Below are 20097 nucleotides of genomic sequence, written 5' to 3'. Positions count from 1 at the left end.
CGTGGGATAAGCCGGTCCCGCTGACCGGCGCTTGCAGGGTATACCGCAAACGCGGCGAGCGTCTATCGCCGAACGGCGACGTCAATCATCGGGATAGCGCCGGGCGCTCGGGTGGCGGCGCCGCGGCGGCGGCAGAGGCAGTGGCAATGGCAGCCCGCATCGGCGGGAACGCGACGCTTGCGCCTCTTATACTTGGCCCCGGCCAACGCCGTCCGCTGCCATGGATACCGCTGCATGGCACACCTTGAATACGACGCGAATCGCCCCATTTAATCGACCTTCCCTGTTTCCAAGGAGCGAACCATGCCCGACTACCGCAAAGACCCGGAAGCCATCTCCCGGCTCACACCCGAGCAATATCGGGTTACCCAGGAAAGCGCCACCGAACGGCCGGGCACGGGCGAATACCTGGACAACAAGGAACCGGGCATCTACGTCGATATCGTCTCCGGCGAACCACTGTTCGCGTCGTCGGACAAATACGAATCCGGTTGCGGCTGGCCCAGTTTCACCAAGCCCATCGAACCGGCCAACATCAACGAATTGCGCGACACCACGCATGGGATGATCCGGACCGAAGTCCGTTCCACCCATGGCGATAGCCACCTCGGCCACGTGTTTCCGGACGGGCCGCGCGACCGCGGCGGCTTGCGCTACTGCATCAATTCGGCATCGCTGCGCTTCATTCCCCGAGAGCGAATGGAAGCGGAAGGCTATGGCGCCTATCTCGATCAAGTGGAGGACATTCAATGAACCACGAACGCGCAGTACTCGCCGGGGGTTGCTTCTGGGGGATGCAGGATCTCATCCGCCGCTTCGACGGCGTGATTTCCACCCGGGTCGGATACACCGGCGGCGATGTGCCGAACGCCACCTACCGCAATCACGGCACGCATGCGGAGGCGATCGAGATCGTCTTCGATCCGGAAAAGACCAGCTATCGACAGCTGCTGGAGTTCTTCTTCCAGATCCACGATCCCACCACGCGCAACCGCCAGGGCAACGACGTCGGCACGAGCTATCGTTCGGCGATCTACTACACCAATGCCGAACAGAAGCGCATCGCCGAAGACACGATCGCGGATGTCGACGCATCGGGGTTGTGGCCCGGCAAAGTGGTGACGGAATTGGCCGAGGCCGGCCCGTTCTGGGAAGCCGAGCCGGAACACCAGGACTATCTGGAACGGATACCGAACGGCTATACCTGCCATTTCGTGCGGCCGAACTGGAAGCTGCCCCGGCGCCCGCAAGCCGTCAATGCCGGCTGACGCGGCGGCCAGCCCGGCTTAGTGCCGGGCTGGCGCGGGACCAGCCGGCATTTGGCGTGCGCGGCCGGCCAGCGCCCCGAACACCGCCATCACCATGGCCAGCACCACGCCGCCCATCATCACCGTATGCCAGTTGCCGGCCACGTCATGCGCCTTGCCGGCCAGCGTGGGACCGCAGGCGGCCAGCAGGTAGCCTATCCCCTGGGCCATCCCCGACAGCGCGGCGGCCTGCTGCACGCTGGCCACGCGCAGGCTCATGAACATCAGCGACAGGATGATCGCGCTGCCGGAACCGGCGCCGAACAGAGCCGCCCATACCGTCGACCAGCCCGGCGCGTACATGAATCCCAATAACGAAACGCCAATGGCCAGGGCCATCGCGGCGGAAATCCATATCTGGTTCTTCATGCGGCTGACGACCGCGCCCAGCACCAGGCCGGGCAAGGCGCACGAGAGCTGCATCAGGCCGTGCATCGAGCCCGCCTCGGCGGCGGTAAAACCCTGCTCCGTCAGGATGACCGGCAGCCATCCCGCCAGCACGTAATACAGCAGCGAGTTGATCCCCATATACAGCGTCACCTGCCAGGCAATCGCCGAATGCCAGACGCGCCCGCCGTGCGGCATGGCCGCGGTGCCCTTGGCCGGCGCGGTATGCGCGCCCAGCTGCGAACGCCATATCGCCAGCGCGAGCAACGGCAGCACGATGAAGCCGCCCAGCACGGCGCGCCAGCCATAGGCATCGGCAAGGGGCACCGCGATCGCCGATGCGCCGGCAGCGACCGCGCCCATCATCAGCGCGCACATGCCGGTGACCGTCGGCACCCTGGCCGGAAAATCGCGCTTGACCAGGCTGGGGACGAGTACGTTCGCAACCGCGATTCCGGCCCCGATCAGCGCCGTGCCCACGTACAGGGCCCACAAGGGTCCCGCCCAGCGCACCCCCATGCCGGCGACGATAAGCACCAAGGCGCCGAACAGCGCGCGTTCCAGCCCGTAAGCGCGGGCCAGCGAGGCCGCGAACGGCGAAATAACGCCGAAGGCCACCAGAGGCAGCGTGGTCAACAGGCCGGCCTGGGCGCGTGTCAGCCCATAAGTGGCCTGGATCAGATCCAGAACGGGAGCGACGCCCGTGACCGGCGCGCGCAGGACGCAGGCGATCAGCAGCAGACCGGCGAGAAGCAGGATCGGCCTGGCGACGGGAAGGCGTAGGGTTTGCGAAGACATGGAATATCAACAACGGCAATGAACAACACCCCGCTACCTTACCCTTCCTGGACGCGCATGAATTTAGATACCATGCCAACAAATCTCTAAAATCTGCCAATCTGCACTACTGGTCTGCCCCATGCTGCTGGACGCGCTGTTCAAGGACTTCAATCTGGATGGGGCCACCGGCCCGGTGATCGGCATACGCCTGGAAACCACGGATTACGGCAGCGAAATACCCGTGCACCGGCATCGCCAGGGCCAACTGATTCTGGCGTTGAAAGGCGGCGTGACATGTGAAGTGGCCGGCGCCATCTGGATGGTGCCCCCGCGGTATGCAGTTTGGGTACCCGGCATGATGCCCCACAGGGTCCGCGCCACCGCCAATGCGCGTATCTGCTATCTGTACGTCCAGCCCGGCGCCGGATGCCTGCCTTCCGATTGCTGCACCCTGGCGATTTCGCCGCTGGTACAGGCGCTGATCCTGGACATGGCCGGACAGCCATCGGACTACGCGGCGGACAGCCCCACCGGCCGCAAGGCCGTCGTGCTGCTGGAAGAGCTGGCCACCATGCCGGTGGAGCATCTGCACGTGCCGACCTCCGACGAACCGCGCATGCGCAGGATCGCGACGATGCTTTCCGATCGCCCCGCCGACCGCCGCACGCTCGCGGACTGGGCCAGGCTGGTCGCCATGAGCGAGCGATCGCTGGCCAGGCTGGTTCGCCAGGAAACCGGCCTGACCTTCGGCCGCTGGCGCCAGCAACTGCACCTGATCATCGCCCTGCGCCAGTTGGCCGCGGGCCAGACCGTCCAGCGGGTGGCCGAACAATTGGGTTATGAGTCGGTCACGGCGTTTATCACCATGTTCAAGAAAGCCGTGGGCAAACCGCCGGCGAAATACTTCGCGTCCATCGGCTGAATCGCCCGCCGCAGCGGCGCGGGCATCGTTCCCGGACAGCGCCCATACGGCACGCCGACGCGCCCGCGCCCTTTTGCCGCACAGGCATCAGGCGCCCGCATCCATGCGGTCACGGGCGACGTCGGCGAATACGGCGGCGAACCGGTCCACCAGGGGTGATGCCGGTCGCCCGGCGCGCGTAATGCAGTAGTAGTCCAGCGTGACACCCGGCGTTACCGGGAGGAAGCGCACGCGCCATCGCGAACCCGCCAGCGCCGCGAACGAGGGCACGACGGCCTGCCCCAGGCCGGCCTCTACCAGCGCCATCGCCGTTTCCAGGTGCGTTACCGTGCGCCCGCTCGCGCCGTCGCCAGGGACCGTCCGCAGCTTCCGATCGACCAGTTGCTGGATCGGATTGCCGCGCGGCAGCGAGACCAGGCCCTGCCTGGGAATATCGTCCCAGGCGATCGGGGCCGCGGAACGCCGCGTCCCGGGCGCCACGGCAAGCACGGGATGCCATTGGAACAGCGCCCGTCTCCGGATGCCGGACACGCGATTGAAAAATGCGCCGAAACCCGCATCGAGTTCGCCGCTTTCCACCTGGCCTTGTATCAGGGCACGATCCAGGTCGGCCACGTCGATATCGGCCTGCGGCACCTCGCGGCGCAGGCGCCGCAGTACTTCCGGAATCACGCTGCAGGCGATCAGCGGTGTGACGCCGATGCGGGCACGGTACCGGCCGGGCCGTTCCAGGCTGGCCATCTCGGCGGCAGCCGCGTCCAGATCGCGCAAGGTACGTTCGACGATCGGGATGAACTGCCGGCCAGCCGGCGTCAGGCGGACGGTGCGCGTCGTCCGTTCGAACAGACGGCAGTTCAGTTGATCCTCCAGCTCGCGCACCATGGCGCTCAAGCCGGACTGGGTAATGTGCAAGTGCTCCGCGGCTTTGGTGAAACTGGCGTGGCGGGCCACGGCGACGAAGGCATGCAACTGGCGCAAAGAGAAGTTCATCGGATCGGCCGAAGTGCCGCGAAGGCGATTGACAAATTTTAGTTGTTAACTGAGCGAATAAAGCAGATTCACTTCTGAGCCCCGTTTTGCTGAAATACCGCCTGTGCAACCCGGACAAGGAATTCCCCATGCAAAGCGATAGTGCAAGCCATCCCGATATCCTGATCGCCGGGGCGGGCCTGGGCGGATTGACGGCGACCCTGGCGCTGCTGCGCCGTGGATTCAAGGTGCGCGTGCTGGAACAGGCCGCGCAGCTGCGCGAGCTGGGCGCCGGTCTCCAGCTCAGCGCCAACGCCAATCGCGTGCTGTTCCAGCTTGGATTGGCGCAAGCGCTGGGCAGCGTGGCAAGTACCGCCGCGGGCAAGCGGATACGGCTATGGAACAGCGGACAGACCTGGCCGCTGTTCGACCTGGGAGCGGAATCGATCTCCCGCTACGGTTATCCCTATCTCACGGTCTATCGCGCCGATCTGCATGCCGCCCTGGTCGACGCCGTCCGCTCGCTGGACCCGGATGCCATCGAACTGAACGCTCGCGTCGAATCGGTGCGGCAGGACGACAATGCGGTGACCGCAACGCTGGCCGGCGGCGGGACCCGCCGGGGCAATGTCCTGGTGGGCGCGGACGGCGTGCATTCGCGCATCCGCGCGCAACTCTTCGGCGCCGACGACGCGGTATTTTCCGGGACACTGGCCTGGCGCGGCGTTATCCCCGCCAGCAGGCTGCCGCCGCATCTGCGCGAACCTTATGCGGTGAACTGGGTGGGACCGGGAGCCCACGTCATCCACTATCCGCTGCGGCGCGGCGAACTCGTCAATTTCGTCGGTATCCTGGAACGCGACGACTGGCAGGTAGAGTCCTGGACCCAACGGGGTTCCGTCGAGGAATGCCTGGCCGACTTCGCCCGCTGGCACGACGATGTCCATACCCTGATTCGCGCGCTGGACCAGCCCTTCAAATGGGCGCTGATGCTGCGCGAACCGCTGCCCGTCTGGCGCCAGGGCCGTATCACGCTCCTGGGGGACGCCTGCCATCCCACCCTGCCCATGCTCGCATCCGGGGCCGCGATGGCCATCGAGGATGGGTACATCCTGGCACGCTGCCTGGCCGAACTTCCGGGCGACCCCGCCCTGGCGCTGGCCCGCTATGAAGATCTGCGCAAGGAACGGACGGCCCGCGTCGTGCGCGGCTCGGCCGAGAACGCCCGCCGCTTCCACAATCCCGCGCTGGCCCACGCCGAGGGCGCCGCCGCCTACGTCGAACGCGAGTGGAACGAGCAGCGAGTGCGCGAACGGTACGAATGGCTGTTCACCTACGACGTCGACACGGTCGCCGTGCGCGAGCCAGCCCGCTAGCACCGTACCCGCTCGCAGATCGCAGGCGCGAATGCCGGCGCGGGCCGGTCGGCTCCTCACGCATCCTGCCGCCGGTTCGCCCAGACCAGATCGATCAGCAAAGCCAGCACCATGGACGCCGTGCCTATCGTGAAAAGCAGGGCATAGTCGCCGCCGGTGTGGTTGAAAACGAAAGACAGTGCGTAGGCGGCGACCGCCTGGAACAGCGCGAAGGCCACGGTGGCCGTGCGCCAGGCCGGATTACGATGGGCAGGATGATGCGCCAGCAGTTCATGCACGCGACCCAGCACCAGCGGGACCGTCCCGGTAACGAATGCCCCCACCACCACGCTGGACGCCATCAACCAGGCCGTGCCCAGCCCCAGCGCGGGAATCACCACGCCCACGGCCTGTAGCGTGAAGGCCAGCCGCAGCGCGCGGCCGAAGCCGATACGATCGGCCAGCGCGCCCGCCAGCACGGGCCCGACTGTCGCGCCGATACCGAACAGCACCCAGTACTGGGCGCCTACCTGCAAGCCCTGGCCCAATCCGCGCGCGACGTAATCCACCAGGAAAATCATGTGCGGCACCCAACCGGCTGCGTTCAGCGCGTACTCCGCGTAAAGGGCCCGCAGCGCCGGAACGCGCGGCACCCGGTGCTGCCGCGGCCGCGGCGCCGCGGCAACGGTGGCCGGACCCTGCGAATCGGCGTGCGCGGACGTCGTCCGCGCCTGGGGACCGCCGTCTTGGGCGGGCCCGGACACCCGTCCGGCCTCGACGCCGTCGGGCCAACCCCGCCACGCGATGACGGTCAGGACGAGCGACAGCACGCCCAGCCCCAGCCAGGTATGCTGCAGGCTTTGGCGCAGCAGCAGCGGGACCAGGGTCCCCGAAGCCGCCACGCCAATGCCTACCCCCATGAAAATGACGCCGCCGGCCAGACCGCGCCGGGCGGCGGGCACCAGCGGCAGGACCGTGGGCGCCGCCAGCACCATCAGCGCGCCGCCCGCCAGTCCGGAAAGAAAACGCCACGCGAAAAACCAGCCGAACGAAACGGGGAACGCACAGGCGAAGAACGCGGCAGTTGCCAGCAGCATCATTGTCCGCAGCGTGATCGCGATCGGCACGCGCGCCGCGATCGGCCGGCCCAGCAAGGCCCCGGCCAGATAGCCCGCCAGGTTGGCCGCGCCCAGGTAGGCAGCCACCGAGGCGGCGAACCAGTGCGCACCGACAATGGCCGGCAACAGGGGCGTATAGGCGAAACGCGCCAGCCCGATACCGACCAGGCTGGCGCAGAAACCCGCCAATGTGGCCCACCGGGCCCCCACCGCACGCATATCGGTGACTCCGCCTTCGTCCGTCATGACCCTGTCCATGATGTCGTCCTCGCACTTCCGATGATAAGAGCTTACGCCTGCGAAGGTATCTCCAGAAGCGACTTATTTTGATATGGGCTATCGATCCTGATGATATGGTGCTACGCTTTGCGCACGTACTTCCACCCAGGAAATTCCATGGACGTCGCCGATCTCAAAACGCTGCCCGCCGTGGCCAGGCACGGCAGCATGAACAAGGCGGCCGGCGAGCTGCACACCGTTCAATCCAACGTCACCGCGCGCATCCGCGCGCTGGAGGACGAAATCGGTGTCCCCTTGTTTCAACGCCACGCGCGCGGGGTCACCATCACCGCGGCAGGCCAGCGCATGCTGCCTTTCGTCGGCCGCATCGCCAGGCTGCTCGCGGAAGCGCAGGCCGCGGCAAAGGACGATGGCGCCCCCGCCGGCACACTGGTACTCGGCGGCCTGGAAACCACCACGGCACTCCGACTGGCCCCGTTGCTGACCGAGTTCGCCCGCGCGTATCCGGAAGTCCGTCTGGCCCTGGGCACCGGCACCACGTCCGGGCTGCTGCGCGACGTCGTGGAATGCCGGCTCGACGGCGCCTTCGTCAGCGGGCCGATCGATCACCCGGACATCCACCAGGAAAGACTCTTTACGGAAGAACTGGTGCTGGTCACCAGCCCCGCCATACGGTCGATCAAGGATCTGGCCAACGTCGCGGATCTGAAAACCATCGTCTTCCAGCGCGGCTGCTCGTATCGGCAGCGCCTGGAAACATTGCTGGCTGGCATGGGCATTGTCGTCGCCCGCCCGCTGGAATTCGGGTCCCTGGATGCCATTGTCAGCTGCGCGGGCGCGGGCGTGGGTGTGACACTCTTGCCCAGGGGCGTGGTGCAATCCGCGTTCGAAGCCGGACGCGTTTCCATGCACCGGCTGCCCCGCGAGCAGGCACGCGCCGAAACCCTGTTCATCCGGCGCGCGGACAGCTACGTCTCCAGCGCCTTAACGGCCTTCCTGGACATCGCGCGGCGCTTTCATCGCGTGCCGGAAAAGGATAGGGCCCCCGTGCCGATCTCGACGCTGGCGCCCAGAAAGCGTGCGTAGGACGGCCCCGACCGGTGGCCCCACGCCCGCACGCCGGGCCCGACATTGATTCAACGCCGGCAATCCCCGGCGCAAGACCGTCCTGCGTGAACCCATGCCGACCGGCGGTGACTCATCCCGCCCTGCCCGCCCGGCCCTCGCCGTGAGCGGCCCTCGCCTGGTTCCCCCTCTTCAGGAAGTCTCGTGCGTTTGAATTCGATATTGTTTTCCATGGGCCTGATTGCCTTGATCCTGACCACCGCATGCACCTGGAAGCACGCGTACGACGTCGCCCAGGGTCGGCGGCAATTCCAATGCGTTCAGATAACGGATATGCTGGATCGGCAGCGTTGCATGGAGGAAAGCGCCATGAGCTACGACGCCTACGAGAACGAACGCCGCAAGCTGCGCCCCTGATCCGCCCGTCCGCGGCATTCCGGCCGCGGCAGATCAGGACGAGGCGCTCGCCGCCGCCGGGCTCCTGATGAAATCCACGAAAGCCTTCAATGGCGCGGGAATCAGGCGCCGACCGGGATAATAAAGAAATGGCCCGGAAAAGCGCGGCCACCAGGGCGCCAGGACGGGTTTCAACGCACCGCTATCCAAAAGCGGCCGCAGCCAATCCTCGAACAGATAAACGATGCCCGTCCCGCCAAGCGCAGCGTCCACCGCCAGGTCGACCCCGCCGCCTATCCGCACGACGAGCGGCCCGGTGGGCTCGACACGCACCACTTCGCCATTCCTCTCGAATTCCCATGGCGGCATGGCGCCGCTCGGGAAGCGGCCGCGCAAACAGGCGTGATGCACCAGCTCGCGCGGATGCGTGGGTCGGCCATGTCGATCCAGATAGCCAGGCGAGGCGGCCGCCGCGAAGCGTTGGACGCGGGGGCCGATGGGGACCGCGATCATGTCCTGTTCCAGGCGTTCTTCGTAGCGTATGCCGGCATCGCAACCCGCGGCCAATACATCGACGAAGCTTTCCTCGGCGACGATATCGAGGACGATCTCCGGGTACGCGGCCAGGAAAGGCGGAACGATGGCGGGCAAGACCAGCCTCGCCACGCTGACCGGCACGTTCAGCCTTAGCGTACCGGCGGGCCTGTCGCGGAACCCGTTGACCGTATCGAGCGCCGCCTGCACTTCGTTCAAGGCCGGCGACAGCCGCGCGAGCAAGCCCGCGCCGGCTTCGGTCGGCGCCACGCTGCGTGTCGTCCGGTTGAGCAACCGCACCCCGACCTGCGCCTCAAGGCGCCGTACCGCCTCGCTCAATCCCGACGGGCTCGTGCCGCTCGACCGGGCGGCATCACGAAATCCGCCGGCACGCGCCACCGCGACAAAGGCGTTCAAGTCGTTCAGGTCCACTTTCATCGATCGCCCGCCATTGTTCGCAATTCCGCACAGCCCGTACGGATTGTACGGGATTATCGCGCAGCCTGAAGCTGGCTATCGTGAAGGCCTCGTTCACTCGAAAGGACTGCACCATGCCCTCCATCGATCAAGCCGGCACCCATGCACTCGGCCATCGCCAGGTAAAGCGGGTCGGGTACGGCGCGATGCAACTTGCCGGACCGGGCGTATTCGGCCCGCCCAAGGACCGCCAGGCCGCCTTGGCCGTTCTGCGCGAAGCCGTCGCATCCGGCGTCGACCATATCGACACCAGCGATTTCTATGGCCCGCATATCACCAACCAGCTGATCCGCGAAGCGCTCGCGCCCTATCCCGACGATCTGGTTATCGTCACCAAGATCGGCGCGCGCCGCGGCGACGACGGCGCCTGGCTGCCTGCCTTCACGCCCCAGGAGCTGACCCAGGCGGTGCACGACAACCTGCGCAACCTGGGGCTGGACGTACTGGACGTCGTCAATCTGCGCATTATGTTCGACACGCACGTCCCCGCGGAAGGGACGATCGAACCGTTGCTCGCTCCGCTCGCGGCGCTGCAGCAGCAGGGCCTGGTGCGCCACATCGGGCTGAGCAATGTCACCGCCGCGCAGGTCGAGGAAGGACGCCGCATCTGCGACATCGTCTGCGTTCAGAACAACTACAACGTCGCGCACCGGGATGACGATGCCCTGATCGACGAACTGAACGCCGCCGGCATCGCTTATGTTCCCTTTTTCCCGCTCGGTGGCTTCAGCCCCTTGCAATCGTCCACGCTGTCCGATGTCGCGCAGCGGCTGGATCTGACGCCCTTCCAGGTCGCCCTGGCCTGGCTGCTGCGGCGTTCACCGAACATCCTCCTGATACCGGGCACATCGTCGCCGGCGCATCTGAAGGAAAACCTTGCCGCCGGCGGCATACGGCTGCCGGACGATGCCATGCATGCGCTCGACAGCATCGCGGCGGCGTGACGTCCATCGAACGCCGCCAGGCCGCATCATTTCGCGGACGCCTGCGTCGCTGTGGAAAGCCGAAGACAAGTCCGGCAATGGGCACCGCGCATATCACGCGCGGCGCTTCAACGCATCCAGGCCCTCCGGCAGCCTGGCATCCGGGAAATGCGTGGATAGCGTGGTATCGCGCCATTCCCGCAGCTCCTGCTCGCGCTGCGCCTCGGCCTGCTCGCAGACGTACAACGCATCCCCGCCCAACAGCAGGCGCAGGGGCAAGTCCCCGCGGTTGGACAACTCCACCAACAAAGCGGCGATCTTCGCCGGATCGCTCAGTTCCTTTCCGATATAACCGCCCAGCAGTTCGAGCACCCGACCGACCGATGGTTCATAGTCGGGCAAGACGCTGTCCTCCGGCGTCCTGGCGGTACGGCCCCACTCCGTACGCATCCCGCCTGGCTCCAGCGTGCATACCTTGATCCCCAGGTGCGCAACCTCCTTCGCCACGACGTCGCTGAACCCTCCGACCGCCCACTTCGCGGCCTGGTAGGCCGACAGCCCCGGCGTCGAAGTGCGCCCACCCACCGATGACACCTGGAAAATATGGCCGCGCCGCCGCGCCCGCATGGCAGGTAGCGCCGCACGGGTCAGGTTGACCACGCCGAACAGGTTCGTTTCCACCTGGTCGCGAAAGTCCTCCGCCGTCATCTGCTCGAAGGGCAAAGTGTGGCCGTAGCCCGCGTTGTTCACCAGCACATCGAGTCGACCGTAGACCGACAGCGCAGTCTCCACCGCGGCCTGCGCGGCGTGCGCGTCCTTCACATCGAGCGCAACCGGACGGATGCGATCCGCATGGCGTTGCACCAGATCGGACAGTGTTGCGGGGTCGCGGGCACCCGCGACAACGCAGTCGCCGGCGGCCAGCACCGCTTCGCTGATGGAACGCCCCAGGCCGCGCGCGGCACCGGTAACCAGCCAGACTTTGGACATATCGGACTCCTTGATCGATTCCGTCATTTAATTGGTTAAGTACTCACTCATTTATAAAGGCAAAATTCGCCCGCAACGCTATGCGAGCCGATCCCGCCCCTTTTCAGTCCGCCTTCAATATGGCCCACAAGGCCTTGAACCCGCGGTCGCGGTAGACGTCGATATTGGCGGCATCGCGCGCGATGAATTCCATCGCCGTCTCCGCCAGCGAGGTGAAAAGCGCCCCCGTGAATATCTTGGCCGCGTCGGTCGGCGACGCTTTCGCGTCGGGGGACCGTTCGCTCAGCATCGTCCTGATTTCGCTGAATCCCTCCGCGCCGGCCGCACGATGCTGCGCATCGATACGGCCACTTACGTCGAGCTGCCGCAAGGCGCGGCGGCCATCCGGGTGGGCCAGGCCCCAGTCCAGATAGGCATCCCATGCATGGCGAACCCTGCGCGCCAGGGAGGCGCGGCGCGGAAAGTCCGTCATCATCGCCGCCCGCAGCCCGGCCTTCAGGGACACGTACAGCTCGTTCAGCAAGGCGTCCTTGTTGGCGAAATAGGTGAACACGGTTCCTTCCGCGACGCCAGCCAGCTTGGCGATACGCGCCGTCGTCGCGGCAACGCCGTCCACCGCGAGGGCCTGTGCCGCCGCAGCCAGAATCGCCTCGCGCTTATCCTCGCTGCGTGGGCGTGCCATATGCCTTCCATAAATGAGTGAACACTCAATCATAAACAGACAGGCACGAGATGGCAAGCCCCGTGGACGGCAAGCCCCGGACGCGTCCCGCGGCCTCACTGCTTTCCCTCTCAGATAATGGGCGCGCCGCCGGTTACCGCGATGGTCGCGCCGGATATGTAGCTGGCCTCGTCGGAGGCCAGCATCACATAGGCGGCCGCCAGCTCGGCAGGTTGCCCGGGACGCTTCATCGGAACCTGCTTGCCGAAGTCCTTGACCTTTTCCGGCGGCATCGTCGACGGAATCAACGGTGTCCAGATGGGTCCCGGGGCGACGCAGTTCGCCCGGATGCCCTTCTCCGCCAGCAGCTGGGCCAGGCCGGCGGTGAAGTTCTGGATCGCGCCCTTGGTCGCGGCGTAGGCGATCAGGCCGGGATTCGGGCGGTCCGCGTTGATCGAGGTCGTATTGACGATCGCCGCACCGGGCTTCATATGAGAGACCGCCGCACGCGTGATCCTGAACATGGCACCGATGTTCGTATCGAAGGTCTTGTTCCATTCCTCGTCGCTGATCGCTTCCAGCGACGGATAGCTCATCTGGTACGCCGCATTGTTGACCAGCACATCGAGCCGGCCGAACTCCCGCATGGCCCGCTCGACGATTTCCTTGCAATGCGCCGGGTCCGTAATGTCCCCGCGCACCAGCACCGCCTTGCGCCCGGCTTCCTCCACCCAGCGCGCGGTCTCGCGTGCGTCGTCGTCTTCGGTGAGATACGCGATCAGCACATCGGCGCCTTCGCGGGCATAGGCGATGGCCACGGCCCTGCCAATGCCGCTGTCGCCTCCGGTGATGACGGTAGCCTTGCCGGACAGGCGTCCCGAGCCGCGATAGGTTTTCTCGCCGTGATCGGGCTGCGGCGCCATCTCGGCGGTGCGCCCGGGGGTGTGGTCCTGCTGCTGGGCGGAAAAAGGCGGGGCGGGACGTTTCGTATCGGTCATGGCTATCTCCAAAGCGGCGAATTCGGATTCGTGGGGGGCTCCCGACCAAGCCTTCCCAGCAACCCGCAGACCCGGTATTGCCGGGCATCCGCGCGCCGCCAGCCCGCTCAGGCGCGGGCAGCAAAATTTGCAATGCTTCGGCAAGGCCCGGCGACAGCCCTTCGCACTTCATCGAAACCGTGTCCGCCGGTTGGCCCAAGATACGGTCCAAAAAAACCGGCCGCGCTGGCTCATCCCGGCGGCCATGGATTCAGTCACTCCGCATCGGCCCCCATCAGGCGCAAGCTGCGCCTGAAGCTGGTCGGCGCTTGTCCGTATGTCCTGATGAACGCCCGCCGCATGCGGTCGCGGTCGGCGAAACCGGTATCGCGGGCCACGATATCCATGGGATGACGGCCGTCCTCCAGCATGGCGCGCGCAGCCTCCAGCCGCAACGTCTCGACCGCCTTGGCGGGAGACTGCCCCGTTTCCTCGCGAAAGACACGGCTGAATTGGCGCGGCGACAGCCTCGCCGCATCCGCCAGCTCTTCGACAGTCAGGGGATTGCGCAGGTTTTCCTTGGCGTGGGTCAATGCGCGCCTGATCCGGTCCGAGCGCGGCTCCAATTCCAACAGAGCGGAAAACTGCGATTGGCCTCCGGGACGCCGGTGATAGACGACCAGCCGGCGGGCCACCTCGCGTGCCAGGGGGGCGCCGTGATCGTCCTCGATCAGCGCCAAGGCCAGATCGATCGCCGCGGACATGCCGGCCGAAGTCCAGATGTTGCCATCCTGGACGAAGATACGATCCTCGTCGACCTGCACGCGCGGATAGCGTTCCCGCAGGCGACGGGCATGCGCCCAGTGCGTGGTGGCCGTGCGCCCGTCCAGCACCCCGGCCTCGGCAAGGACGAATGCGCCCGTACAGAGTCCCGCGAGCCGCCGTGCTTCCCGGGCGGCGCGCACGATATAGGCCTTTAGCGCGGGCGTCACCGGGCCCGGCAGCAGCTCTCCGGCCACCAGCAGCGTATCGGGCATGACGCCGAGCGCGACGGTCTCGATACCGGCGTTCATGGTGGAACGCACCATGCCGCCTTTTTCGGACAGGAAGGTCATGCGATAACCCTCGTGACCCAGCCGCGCATTCGCCATTTCGAATGCCGACAACGCGGATAGCCCCATTACCTGGAATCCATCCTCCAGGACCAAGCCGATCTGGCGCATGAGCCCCTCTTGTCTTGAAATGTCGGATGAGTGTATACACGCCACTCCCAACGGTCAAACGTCAATATCGGCCGCAATGTCTGTAAATGACGGATAAACGACATTTGAGATACGTCGGTTTTGCATCAAAGTGGCGCAATAGCACGGCGCGTGGACGTCCCCCGCGCTTACATCCTCGATGACGCAACCCGACATGAAACTCACCGGCAACACCATCCTCATCACCGGCGGCACCTCCGGAATCGGCCGCGCCCTGGCGCAAGCCTTCCACGCATTGGGCAATAAAGTCATCGTGGCCGGCCGGCGCAAGGCCCTGCTCGATGAAATCGCTGCCACCCATCCCGGAATCGACGGCGTGGAGCTGGATATTTCCGATCCGAAGGACATCCTCCACGTGGCGGCCAGACTGGTCGCGGACTACCCGGCCCTGGATGTCCTGATCAACAACGCGGGCATCATGCCGTTCGACAACCCTGCCGGCCTGATCGACGACGCGGTTTCCCGCGGCATCCTCGATACCAACCTGCTGGGCCCGATCCGGCTGACGTCCGCGCTCATCGAACACTTGAAGGCGCAGCCGCGCGCGACGATCATCCATAACACGTCGGTACTGGCGTACGTCCCCATCGCCACCAATGCGGTGTACTCGGCATCCAAGGCGGCGCTGCATTCCTACGCACTGTCCCAACGCTTCATGCTGCGGGATACCAATGTGACGGTGCAGGAAATCGCGCCGCCATGGGTCGATACCGATCTCATCAAAAAGAGCGGCGATCCGCGCGCGATGCCGCTGGAGGCCTTCATCGCCGAAACGATGAAGGGTCTGGCAGGCGACCAACCGGAAATTTTCGTCGACGCCATTCGCGGCATGCGCGACAACCCCGGTGTGAACGAACACGCGTTCGTGCATGCGTTCAACCAAAGCATCGCTGAGAACCCGATTCCGGTATGAAAGCCGCCACGGAAACACTGGCCCCAGCCTGGTTCCTGGCGCTGGGTACCTTCGCCATCGGGACCGAAGGGTTCATGATCGCGCCGCTGCTGTCCACCATGGCGGCGGATTTCCGCATGAGCGTCCCGGAAGTGGCGTTGCTGGTCATCGTCTTTACGCTGACGATGTCCCTGAGTTCGCCGATATCCACGGTGCTGAGCGCCCGCCTGAAACGCCGCGATACCCTGCTCTTCGCCATGGCGATGTTCGCCGCGGGCAACCTGGTAGCGGCATGGTCGCCGCATTTCGGCGTACTGATGGGCGCGCGCATCCTGATGGCGGTGGCCTCCGGTCTTTACGTGCCCAATGCGAATGCACTCGCCGGGGTCATCGTCCCGCCGTACAAGCGTGGGCGGGCGCTGGCGATCGTCAGCGGCGGCATGACACTGGCCATCGCCCTGGGCTTGCCCCTGGGCGCGGTGGTGGGCCATGCCTTCGGGTGGCGCGCGACCTTCCTGGCCGTCGGGGTCATGAGCCTGACTGCCATGGCCGGTATCCGCCTGGGCGTCGCGCGGGACGCCGGCGCCGCGATCCCGGTCGCGACGCTGGCACAGCGCGCGGCCGTCGTTCGACAACCGGCCGTGCTGCGCCTGCTCGCCGTCAGCCTGTTCTGGTCCATCGGCGCCTACGCCGCCTACCCTTATATCGCGCCTTATCTGGCGCATGTCCTGGGATTCGAAGCGGCCGGCATCAACGCGACCGTCTCTCTGTGGGGGCTGGCCGCCGCGCTCGGCGTCACGGCGGGCGGCACGCTGAACGACCGCTACGGATCCAGGCGCGTGGCGCGCGCGTCGCTCGTCGTCCTCGCCCTTTCGTTCTGGCTGCTTGCGCTCGCGGCCGTGCTCGCGCCGAAGGCGGCGCTCATTCCGGTACTGGTTGGCGTGGTGCTGTGGGGCTTCACGGTCTGGGCTTTCTTCCCGGCCCAGATGGCACGCCTGATCGCCGCCGGAGATGCCTCGCAGGCATCGGTCGCCTTGGCCTTGAACACGTCGACGATGTATCTGGGATTCTCCATCGGCAGCGCCGTGGGAGCGGCCATCCTGGACCGCGGCGTCATCGCGGCGATAGGCGTATTCGCGGGCGCGGCGGAATTCCTGGCACTGGCCTTGGACCGCAGGACCGGGGCCGCCCCTCATATCCCGCGGCCTTTGGCGGAAGTCCCGTAGGATCGGCGGCCGCCCATCGCCGCTACACTGCATATCGTCCAACCCCCTACCCGGCCGCCCGCAATGCCGCAAGCCGGGGCCACGGCCGATATGTCCTGCCCTCCATCACTCCGCCCCGCCTTGCTAGGGCAGGTGCTGCGCACCGTTGCCCGGCCTTACCGCGTGGCCGCGATGGCCACGGCTTCGGCGGAGACCCTGGCAGCCAATCCGGCGGCGATGCTGGCCGTGACGATCGATCGCGCCCGCGCGGCTCAAGCTCAAGGCGACGCGCCGGATATGGCGCAGCAACACCTTTTCGTGCAGGCGCTGGCGCGCCTGATCCGCGACGCCATGCGCGCGGAGCACGGCGACCCTGCCTTTCAAGCCATGGTGCTCCGCCACCGCGTTGCGCACGTGCGCGAATACGCATCGCTATCGGCCCACGCCGATAGCGATCGCCGGCGGGTACGCTCCACCGTCGATGCCGTCGCCCATCCGGGAAAAGGACGGCAGACAGCCCCGCTGCCCGCGCCACTGGCGCGCCTGCACGGGCTCGCGTCTTCGGCGTCATGGACTGCGCTGGCCGCCGCTGCCCGGCAACTGATGCTCGCCGCCGACACCGTGCCGGATGCCCGGCTGCAACGCGGCTTGGCCAGGCTGCTCGACAGTCCGGCGCTGCAACGGTTGCAGCGCCTCGAAGCGCTGGCATCGGACGACCTGGTGCGCCAACACCGGGCGCTGCTGGACCGCAACGGTCCGCGCGCGGGCAGCGCCGCGGCCATCGAACAGGGCCGAACCACGCAGCAGCGCGGCGCGGCGGTCGAGGCAGCGGCCGCACAAGCGCTGCATAGGCTGGCCCGGCGCCTTAACGCCGCCCCAGGCGCCGACGCCTACCGGGTCGTCACGTCCATGTGCGTGCCGGCCTCGATTCCGGGCAGCGCCGATCGCGCCAAGACGGAATGGGACGCCGTGCTGCTGCGACGCGCGGCGCCCATCGCGCGAATGCCTGGATCCGTCGCGCAAACCGCCGACGGTTGCGGCACGGCGTCCGCCGCCGGCAACGCCGATGCGGGGGCAGCATGGGACGTATGCCTGCTGGTAGAGGCGAAGGCGTCCATCGACGCCGCGGCCACGGACTTTCCTCGCCTGTTGCGCGGCCTGCGCCTGCTTGCGGGGGCCGATGCCAACACCCTGTATCCCTTCACGACGCAACAAGGCGTCCTGTGCCTGCGCGGCGCCTCGCTGCGAACGCTCGATGCGGACGCGGATGCGGACGATATCGGCACGCCGGTGCTCTATTGCTGTGACATGCCCGCGGATGCGGCGCCACGGCTGCTCAGCGCCGCCAGCCGCATGCAACTGCTGTCCGCGCCGGCGAGCCTGGACTACGCCAGCCGGCTGGCGCAAAACCAGCCGGTGGACGCGCTGCAACTGATCCCGGTCTGGCAAGCATTGCTGAGCTCGCCCCGGTGGCATGCCGTGCTGCACCAGTACCAGACCCTGCGCCGCGCCCGCGCATTGATGGTCCATGTCGCGGATCTGGGAGCGGCGATCGACGCACTGCCCGTGGGTCCCTAGACCCGGCGCCTCCGCGCGTGGAAGCCGACGCATCCCCAGGCGATGACGCAAGGGCCCGTCACCGGCTATCCACCGGCATCGCGCGGCGCGACGCCGCCCAGAACACCAAGGCGGATAGGCTCACCGCGGCGCCCAAGGCACATACCCCAGGCCAGCCGGCATGGGCATAAGTGACCGTCGGCACTGGCGCACCGTAATGAAGACACGCTGCTCCTGATCCCCATACCAGTTGCAAAAACAAAACCGGATGGATCGAAGACGCATCGGTTTTAAATGGCAACCAGAATGGCGGATGCGGTTTTGCTACTCGCGCGCGAGTGAGACCAGTTCGCCGTTGAAGCGCGGTGCATCCTCGTAGAAAGTGGCATGGCCCACTCCCTGGTACAGCGAAAGCCGCGCCTGCGCGATTTTCGAGGCGGTATGCCGGCTCATTGCAACCGCGGAGATCTGGTCCTGCTCGCCGTGAGTGACCAGGACAGGGATCCGGACCTGCTGCAGGACATCATCGTATTGCGCCGGACGGCCGCCCAGCAGCTTACGCACGGCAACCGGCGTCTCATTGTTGAAGCGCACCATCTCGGCCATCGCGGCCGCCGAGGGCTGATGTTCGAAACACGCGCGCAGGAAGGCTTCCGTGCCGCGTTGCGCGGTGGCCGGGTCATCCGACAGCATGTCGATGAGCAGCGCATAGGAACGTCCCAGCGTGGCGCGGTCGCCGGTGGAAGTCGCCGCCACGTAGTTGATCGCGTGCAGTTCTCCGTCGCCGTAGACGCCCAGGTAGTCGTTGATGACCCGTCCTCCATAGGACCATGCCACCACCGATGGCTTGGCACGGCATGTTGCATGGATCACGGTATGCAGATCGTCCGCCCATCTTCGCGGATCGCGGTAGGCTTCCGGCACCAGCGGCTTATCCGACTGCCCATGGCCGCGCAAGTCATACGCCACGAGATGGAAATCGCGAAGCAATAGGGGATCATGCCATTGCCTGTCCCAGCTTTCGTGGCTTTGCGAGAATCCATGGACGAATACGATGGGCGGGCCGGCGCGATTGCCGGCTTCGAACACGGCAAGGGCGACACCGTCGCTGGCCGCGGAGCGAATCATGCGCGGTCGCGCGCTATCGCCTGTCTGCCCCGCCCATGCGACGGGCGCGGTCGCGCACGCCGCCAACGCGGCGCAGGATTGCTTCAGCATGCGGCGGCGCGCCAGATTGTCCGGTGCCATCGTTGTCTCCTTTATCGTTGTCCAGTGCGCCGCATCGAAGGTCACGGCATCGCCTTATGGCGATCGCCGTCGGAATGGGCGGCGACGTAAGGCTATAGACGAATGACGATGGCCGGAAATGAAAAATATCGCGGTGAATGATCGATCCCGTCGATGGATGCCGCCGCCAAACCCCCCTCATGCGTCACCCAGCATCAAATCCAGGTTTTGCACGGCGGCACCGGATGCGCCCTTGCCCAGGTTGTCGAAGATGGCGGCCAGCAGCACCTGCCCACGCCGGGCGTTGACGAACACGGCCAACCTGAGGTCGTTGGTTCCATTCAATGCCTGGGGATCGAGATGCGTCGTCGCCTCGGCCTGCGCCAGCGGCATCACCTGGACATGGGCCTCGCCGGAATACCGGCTCGCCAGGCAGGCGTGCAATCGTTCGCCGTCGACGCCGGCCGGCAGCAGGCGCAACTCGATGGGTACCGTCAGCACGATCCCCTGCCGATACGCGCCATAGGCCGGCACGAAGAAGGGCCGGTGCTCCAGATCCGCATGCAGTTGCATCTCTGGCGTGTGCTTGTGCTCCAGTGCCAATCCATACACCTGGGAAGGCGCCACGGACGGCGATGCGCCTGCCTCGTGGGCCTCGATCGCCGCCCTTCCCCCGCCCGAGTATCCGGAGATCGCCGAAACGGCCACCGGATAGTCGCGGGGCAACAGGCCGGCCTGCACCAACGGCCGCAGCAGGGCGATCGCCCCGGTCGGGTAGCAGCCTGGATTGGTGACACGCGCCGCCTGGGCGATGCGCCGCGCCTGTCCCGCAGCCATCTCCGGAAACCCATAG

20 protein-coding genes are annotated in these 20097 nt (G+C 66.4%); 10 read left to right on the top strand and 10 right to left on the bottom strand.

Annotated elements, in window-relative coordinates:
* The first annotated feature begins 303 nt into the window (after window positions 1-303).
* Complete coding sequence (gene msrB, locus ACO1P8_RS23555; RefSeq protein WP_486298267.1) at window positions 304-753, top strand: peptide-methionine (R)-S-oxide reductase MsrB; 450 nt, start codon at window positions 304-306, stop codon at window positions 751-753.
* Window positions 750-1268, top strand: a complete 519-nt coding sequence (msrA, locus tag ACO1P8_RS23550) for a peptide-methionine (S)-S-oxide reductase MsrA (protein ID WP_486298266.1) — start codon at window positions 750-752, stop codon at window positions 1266-1268. The genes msrB and msrA overlap by 4 nt, the downstream gene beginning before the upstream one ends.
* Window positions 1269-1286: 18 nt before the next feature.
* Here msrA and ACO1P8_RS23545 read toward each other — a convergent pair whose 3' ends face one another.
* Window positions 1287-2492, bottom strand: coding sequence for an MFS transporter (locus ACO1P8_RS23545; RefSeq protein ID WP_486298265.1), 1206 nt, complete (start codon window positions 2490-2492; stop codon window positions 1287-1289).
* Window positions 2493-2613: 121 nt separating this feature from the next.
* On the opposite strand from ACO1P8_RS23545, the gene ACO1P8_RS23540 reads away from it, so the two are divergent.
* Window positions 2614-3396, top strand: a complete 783-nt coding sequence (locus ACO1P8_RS23540) for an AraC family transcriptional regulator (protein ID WP_486298264.1) — start codon at window positions 2614-2616, stop codon at window positions 3394-3396.
* Between the two features lie 87 nt (window positions 3397-3483).
* Here the strand turns inward: ACO1P8_RS23540 and ACO1P8_RS23535 are convergent, their stop codons facing one another.
* Entirely contained in the window at window positions 3484-4386 is a 903-nt protein-coding gene (locus ACO1P8_RS23535; RefSeq protein ID WP_486298263.1) for a LysR family transcriptional regulator, read from the bottom strand.
* A 128-nt stretch (window positions 4387-4514) separates the two neighbouring features.
* Here ACO1P8_RS23535 and ACO1P8_RS23530 point away from each other — a divergent pair, with 128 nt between their 5' ends.
* The gene (locus ACO1P8_RS23530; RefSeq protein ID WP_486298262.1) at window positions 4515-5741 is read left to right on the top strand and encodes an FAD-dependent monooxygenase; all 1227 of its coding nucleotides are present in this window, start codon (window positions 4515-4517) and stop codon (window positions 5739-5741) included.
* A 56-nt stretch (window positions 5742-5797) separates the two neighbouring features.
* On the opposite strand, the gene ACO1P8_RS23525 is transcribed toward ACO1P8_RS23530, so the two are convergent.
* Window positions 5798-7084 carry a YbfB/YjiJ family MFS transporter gene (locus ACO1P8_RS23525; RefSeq protein WP_486298332.1) on the bottom strand — a complete coding sequence of 429 codons (1287 nt, stop codon included), beginning with the start codon at window positions 7082-7084 and terminating at the stop codon, window positions 5798-5800.
* A 150-nt stretch (window positions 7085-7234) separates the two neighbouring features.
* On the opposite strand from ACO1P8_RS23525, the gene ACO1P8_RS23520 reads away from it, so the two are divergent.
* A complete protein-coding gene (locus tag ACO1P8_RS23520) occupies window positions 7235-8164 on the top strand; it encodes a LysR family transcriptional regulator (protein ID WP_486298261.1) in 930 nt (309 codons plus the stop codon).
* A 183-nt stretch (window positions 8165-8347) separates the two neighbouring features.
* Window positions 8348-8560: a hypothetical protein gene (locus ACO1P8_RS23515; protein WP_486298260.1), complete on the top strand. Its 213-nt coding sequence runs from the start codon at window positions 8348-8350 to the stop codon at window positions 8558-8560.
* Window positions 8561-8593: 33 nt separating this feature from the next.
* Here ACO1P8_RS23515 and ACO1P8_RS23510 read toward each other — a convergent pair whose 3' ends face one another.
* The gene (locus tag ACO1P8_RS23510; protein WP_486298259.1) at window positions 8594-9511 is read right to left on the bottom strand and encodes a LysR family transcriptional regulator; all 918 of its coding nucleotides are present in this window, start codon (window positions 9509-9511) and stop codon (window positions 8594-8596) included.
* 113 nt (window positions 9512-9624) lie between these two features.
* Between ACO1P8_RS23510 and ACO1P8_RS23505 the strand changes: the two genes are divergently transcribed.
* On the top strand, window positions 9625-10494 hold the full coding sequence (locus ACO1P8_RS23505) for an aldo/keto reductase family oxidoreductase (RefSeq protein ID WP_486298258.1): 870 nt from the start codon (window positions 9625-9627) through the stop codon (window positions 10492-10494).
* Window positions 10495-10587: 93 nt separating this feature from the next.
* On the opposite strand, the gene ACO1P8_RS23500 is transcribed toward ACO1P8_RS23505, so the two are convergent.
* The 4 genes from ACO1P8_RS23500 to ACO1P8_RS23485 all read right to left on the bottom strand — a co-directional run bounded on the left by ACO1P8_RS23500 (window position 10588) and on the right by ACO1P8_RS23485 (window position 14324).
* Window positions 10588-11463, bottom strand: coding sequence for an SDR family NAD(P)-dependent oxidoreductase (locus ACO1P8_RS23500; RefSeq protein WP_486298257.1), 876 nt, complete (start codon window positions 11461-11463; stop codon window positions 10588-10590).
* Between the two features lie 103 nt (window positions 11464-11566).
* The gene (locus tag ACO1P8_RS23495; protein ID WP_486298256.1) at window positions 11567-12145 is read right to left on the bottom strand and encodes a TetR/AcrR family transcriptional regulator; all 579 of its coding nucleotides are present in this window, start codon (window positions 12143-12145) and stop codon (window positions 11567-11569) included.
* A 110-nt stretch (window positions 12146-12255) separates the two neighbouring features.
* On the bottom strand, window positions 12256-13122 hold the full coding sequence (locus ACO1P8_RS23490) for an SDR family oxidoreductase (protein WP_486298255.1): 867 nt from the start codon (window positions 13120-13122) through the stop codon (window positions 12256-12258).
* Between the two features lie 254 nt (window positions 13123-13376).
* Complete coding sequence (locus ACO1P8_RS23485; RefSeq protein WP_486298254.1) at window positions 13377-14324, bottom strand: GlxA family transcriptional regulator; 948 nt, start codon at window positions 14322-14324, stop codon at window positions 13377-13379.
* A 193-nt stretch (window positions 14325-14517) separates the two neighbouring features.
* On the opposite strand from ACO1P8_RS23485, the gene ACO1P8_RS23480 reads away from it, so the two are divergent.
* The 3 genes from ACO1P8_RS23480 (at window position 14518) to ACO1P8_RS23470 (ending at window position 18038) form a co-directional block, all read left to right on the top strand.
* Window positions 14518-15276, top strand: coding sequence for an SDR family oxidoreductase (locus ACO1P8_RS23480; RefSeq protein WP_486298253.1), 759 nt, complete (start codon window positions 14518-14520; stop codon window positions 15274-15276).
* Window positions 15273-16481, top strand: a complete 1209-nt coding sequence (locus ACO1P8_RS23475) for an MFS transporter (RefSeq protein WP_486298252.1) — start codon at window positions 15273-15275, stop codon at window positions 16479-16481. Before ACO1P8_RS23480 ends, ACO1P8_RS23475 begins: the two co-directional genes overlap by 4 nt.
* Before the next feature lie 90 nt (window positions 16482-16571).
* Window positions 16572-18038 (top strand): 3-deoxy-D-arabino-heptulosonate 7-phosphate synthase, encoded by a 1467-nt coding sequence (locus ACO1P8_RS23470; protein WP_486298251.1) that lies wholly within the window; start codon window positions 16572-16574, stop codon window positions 18036-18038.
* 303 nt (window positions 18039-18341) lie between these two features.
* On the opposite strand, the gene ACO1P8_RS23465 is transcribed toward ACO1P8_RS23470, so the two are convergent.
* Both ACO1P8_RS23465 and argC read right to left on the bottom strand, forming a co-directional pair.
* The gene (locus ACO1P8_RS23465; RefSeq protein WP_486298250.1) at window positions 18342-19265 is read right to left on the bottom strand and encodes an alpha/beta fold hydrolase; all 924 of its coding nucleotides are present in this window, start codon (window positions 19263-19265) and stop codon (window positions 18342-18344) included.
* Window positions 19266-19442: 177 nt separating this feature from the next.
* Window positions 19443-20097, bottom strand: a 655-nt coding sequence (argC, locus tag ACO1P8_RS23460) for an N-acetyl-gamma-glutamyl-phosphate reductase (protein ID WP_486298249.1), incomplete at its 5' end; no start/stop codon positions are given.

The organism is Bordetella sp. (genome assembly GCF_057362025.1).
The sequence above is the reverse complement of the archived record's forward strand: the minus strand, read 5'-3'. Positions and strand labels throughout refer to the sequence as shown.

Excerpts from the sequence above, each read along its gene's own strand:
- ACO1P8_RS23520 (WP_486298261.1), top strand. The coding sequence starts at position 7,235 with ATGGACGTCGCCGATCTCAAAACGCTGCCCGCCGTGGCCAGGCACGGC.
- ACO1P8_RS23545 (WP_486298265.1), bottom strand. The coding sequence starts at position 2,492 with ATGTCTTCGCAAACCCTACGCCTTCCCGTCGCCAGGCCGATCCTGCTT.
- ACO1P8_RS23470 (WP_486298251.1), top strand. The coding sequence starts at position 16,572 with ATGTCCTGCCCTCCATCACTCCGCCCCGCCTTGCTAGGGCAGGTGCTG.
- msrA (WP_486298266.1), top strand. The coding sequence starts at position 750 with ATGAACCACGAACGCGCAGTACTCGCCGGGGGTTGCTTCTGGGGGATG.
- ACO1P8_RS23525 (WP_486298332.1), bottom strand. The coding sequence starts at position 7,084 with ATGACGGACGAAGGCGGAGTCACCGATATGCGTGCGGTGGGGGCCCGG.
- ACO1P8_RS23475 (WP_486298252.1), top strand. The coding sequence starts at position 15,273 with ATGAAAGCCGCCACGGAAACACTGGCCCCAGCCTGGTTCCTGGCGCTG.
- ACO1P8_RS23480 (WP_486298253.1), top strand. The coding sequence starts at position 14,518 with ATGAAACTCACCGGCAACACCATCCTCATCACCGGCGGCACCTCCGGA.
- ACO1P8_RS23505 (WP_486298258.1), top strand. The coding sequence starts at position 9,625 with ATGCCCTCCATCGATCAAGCCGGCACCCATGCACTCGGCCATCGCCAG.
- ACO1P8_RS23535 (WP_486298263.1), bottom strand. The coding sequence starts at position 4,386 with ATGAACTTCTCTTTGCGCCAGTTGCATGCCTTCGTCGCCGTGGCCCGC.
- ACO1P8_RS23530 (WP_486298262.1), top strand. The coding sequence starts at position 4,515 with ATGCAAAGCGATAGTGCAAGCCATCCCGATATCCTGATCGCCGGGGCG.
- ACO1P8_RS23485 (WP_486298254.1), bottom strand. The coding sequence starts at position 14,324 with ATGCGCCAGATCGGCTTGGTCCTGGAGGATGGATTCCAGGTAATGGGG.
- ACO1P8_RS23540 (WP_486298264.1), top strand. The coding sequence starts at position 2,614 with ATGCTGCTGGACGCGCTGTTCAAGGACTTCAATCTGGATGGGGCCACC.
- ACO1P8_RS23495 (WP_486298256.1), bottom strand. The coding sequence starts at position 12,145 with ATGGCACGCCCACGCAGCGAGGATAAGCGCGAGGCGATTCTGGCTGCG.
- ACO1P8_RS23500 (WP_486298257.1), bottom strand. The coding sequence starts at position 11,463 with ATGTCCAAAGTCTGGCTGGTTACCGGTGCCGCGCGCGGCCTGGGGCGT.
- ACO1P8_RS23465 (WP_486298250.1), bottom strand. The coding sequence starts at position 19,265 with ATGGCACCGGACAATCTGGCGCGCCGCCGCATGCTGAAGCAATCCTGC.
- msrB (WP_486298267.1), top strand. The coding sequence starts at position 304 with ATGCCCGACTACCGCAAAGACCCGGAAGCCATCTCCCGGCTCACACCC.
- ACO1P8_RS23490 (WP_486298255.1), bottom strand. The coding sequence starts at position 13,122 with ATGACCGATACGAAACGTCCCGCCCCGCCTTTTTCCGCCCAGCAGCAG.
- ACO1P8_RS23510 (WP_486298259.1), bottom strand. The coding sequence starts at position 9,511 with ATGAAAGTGGACCTGAACGACTTGAACGCCTTTGTCGCGGTGGCGCGT.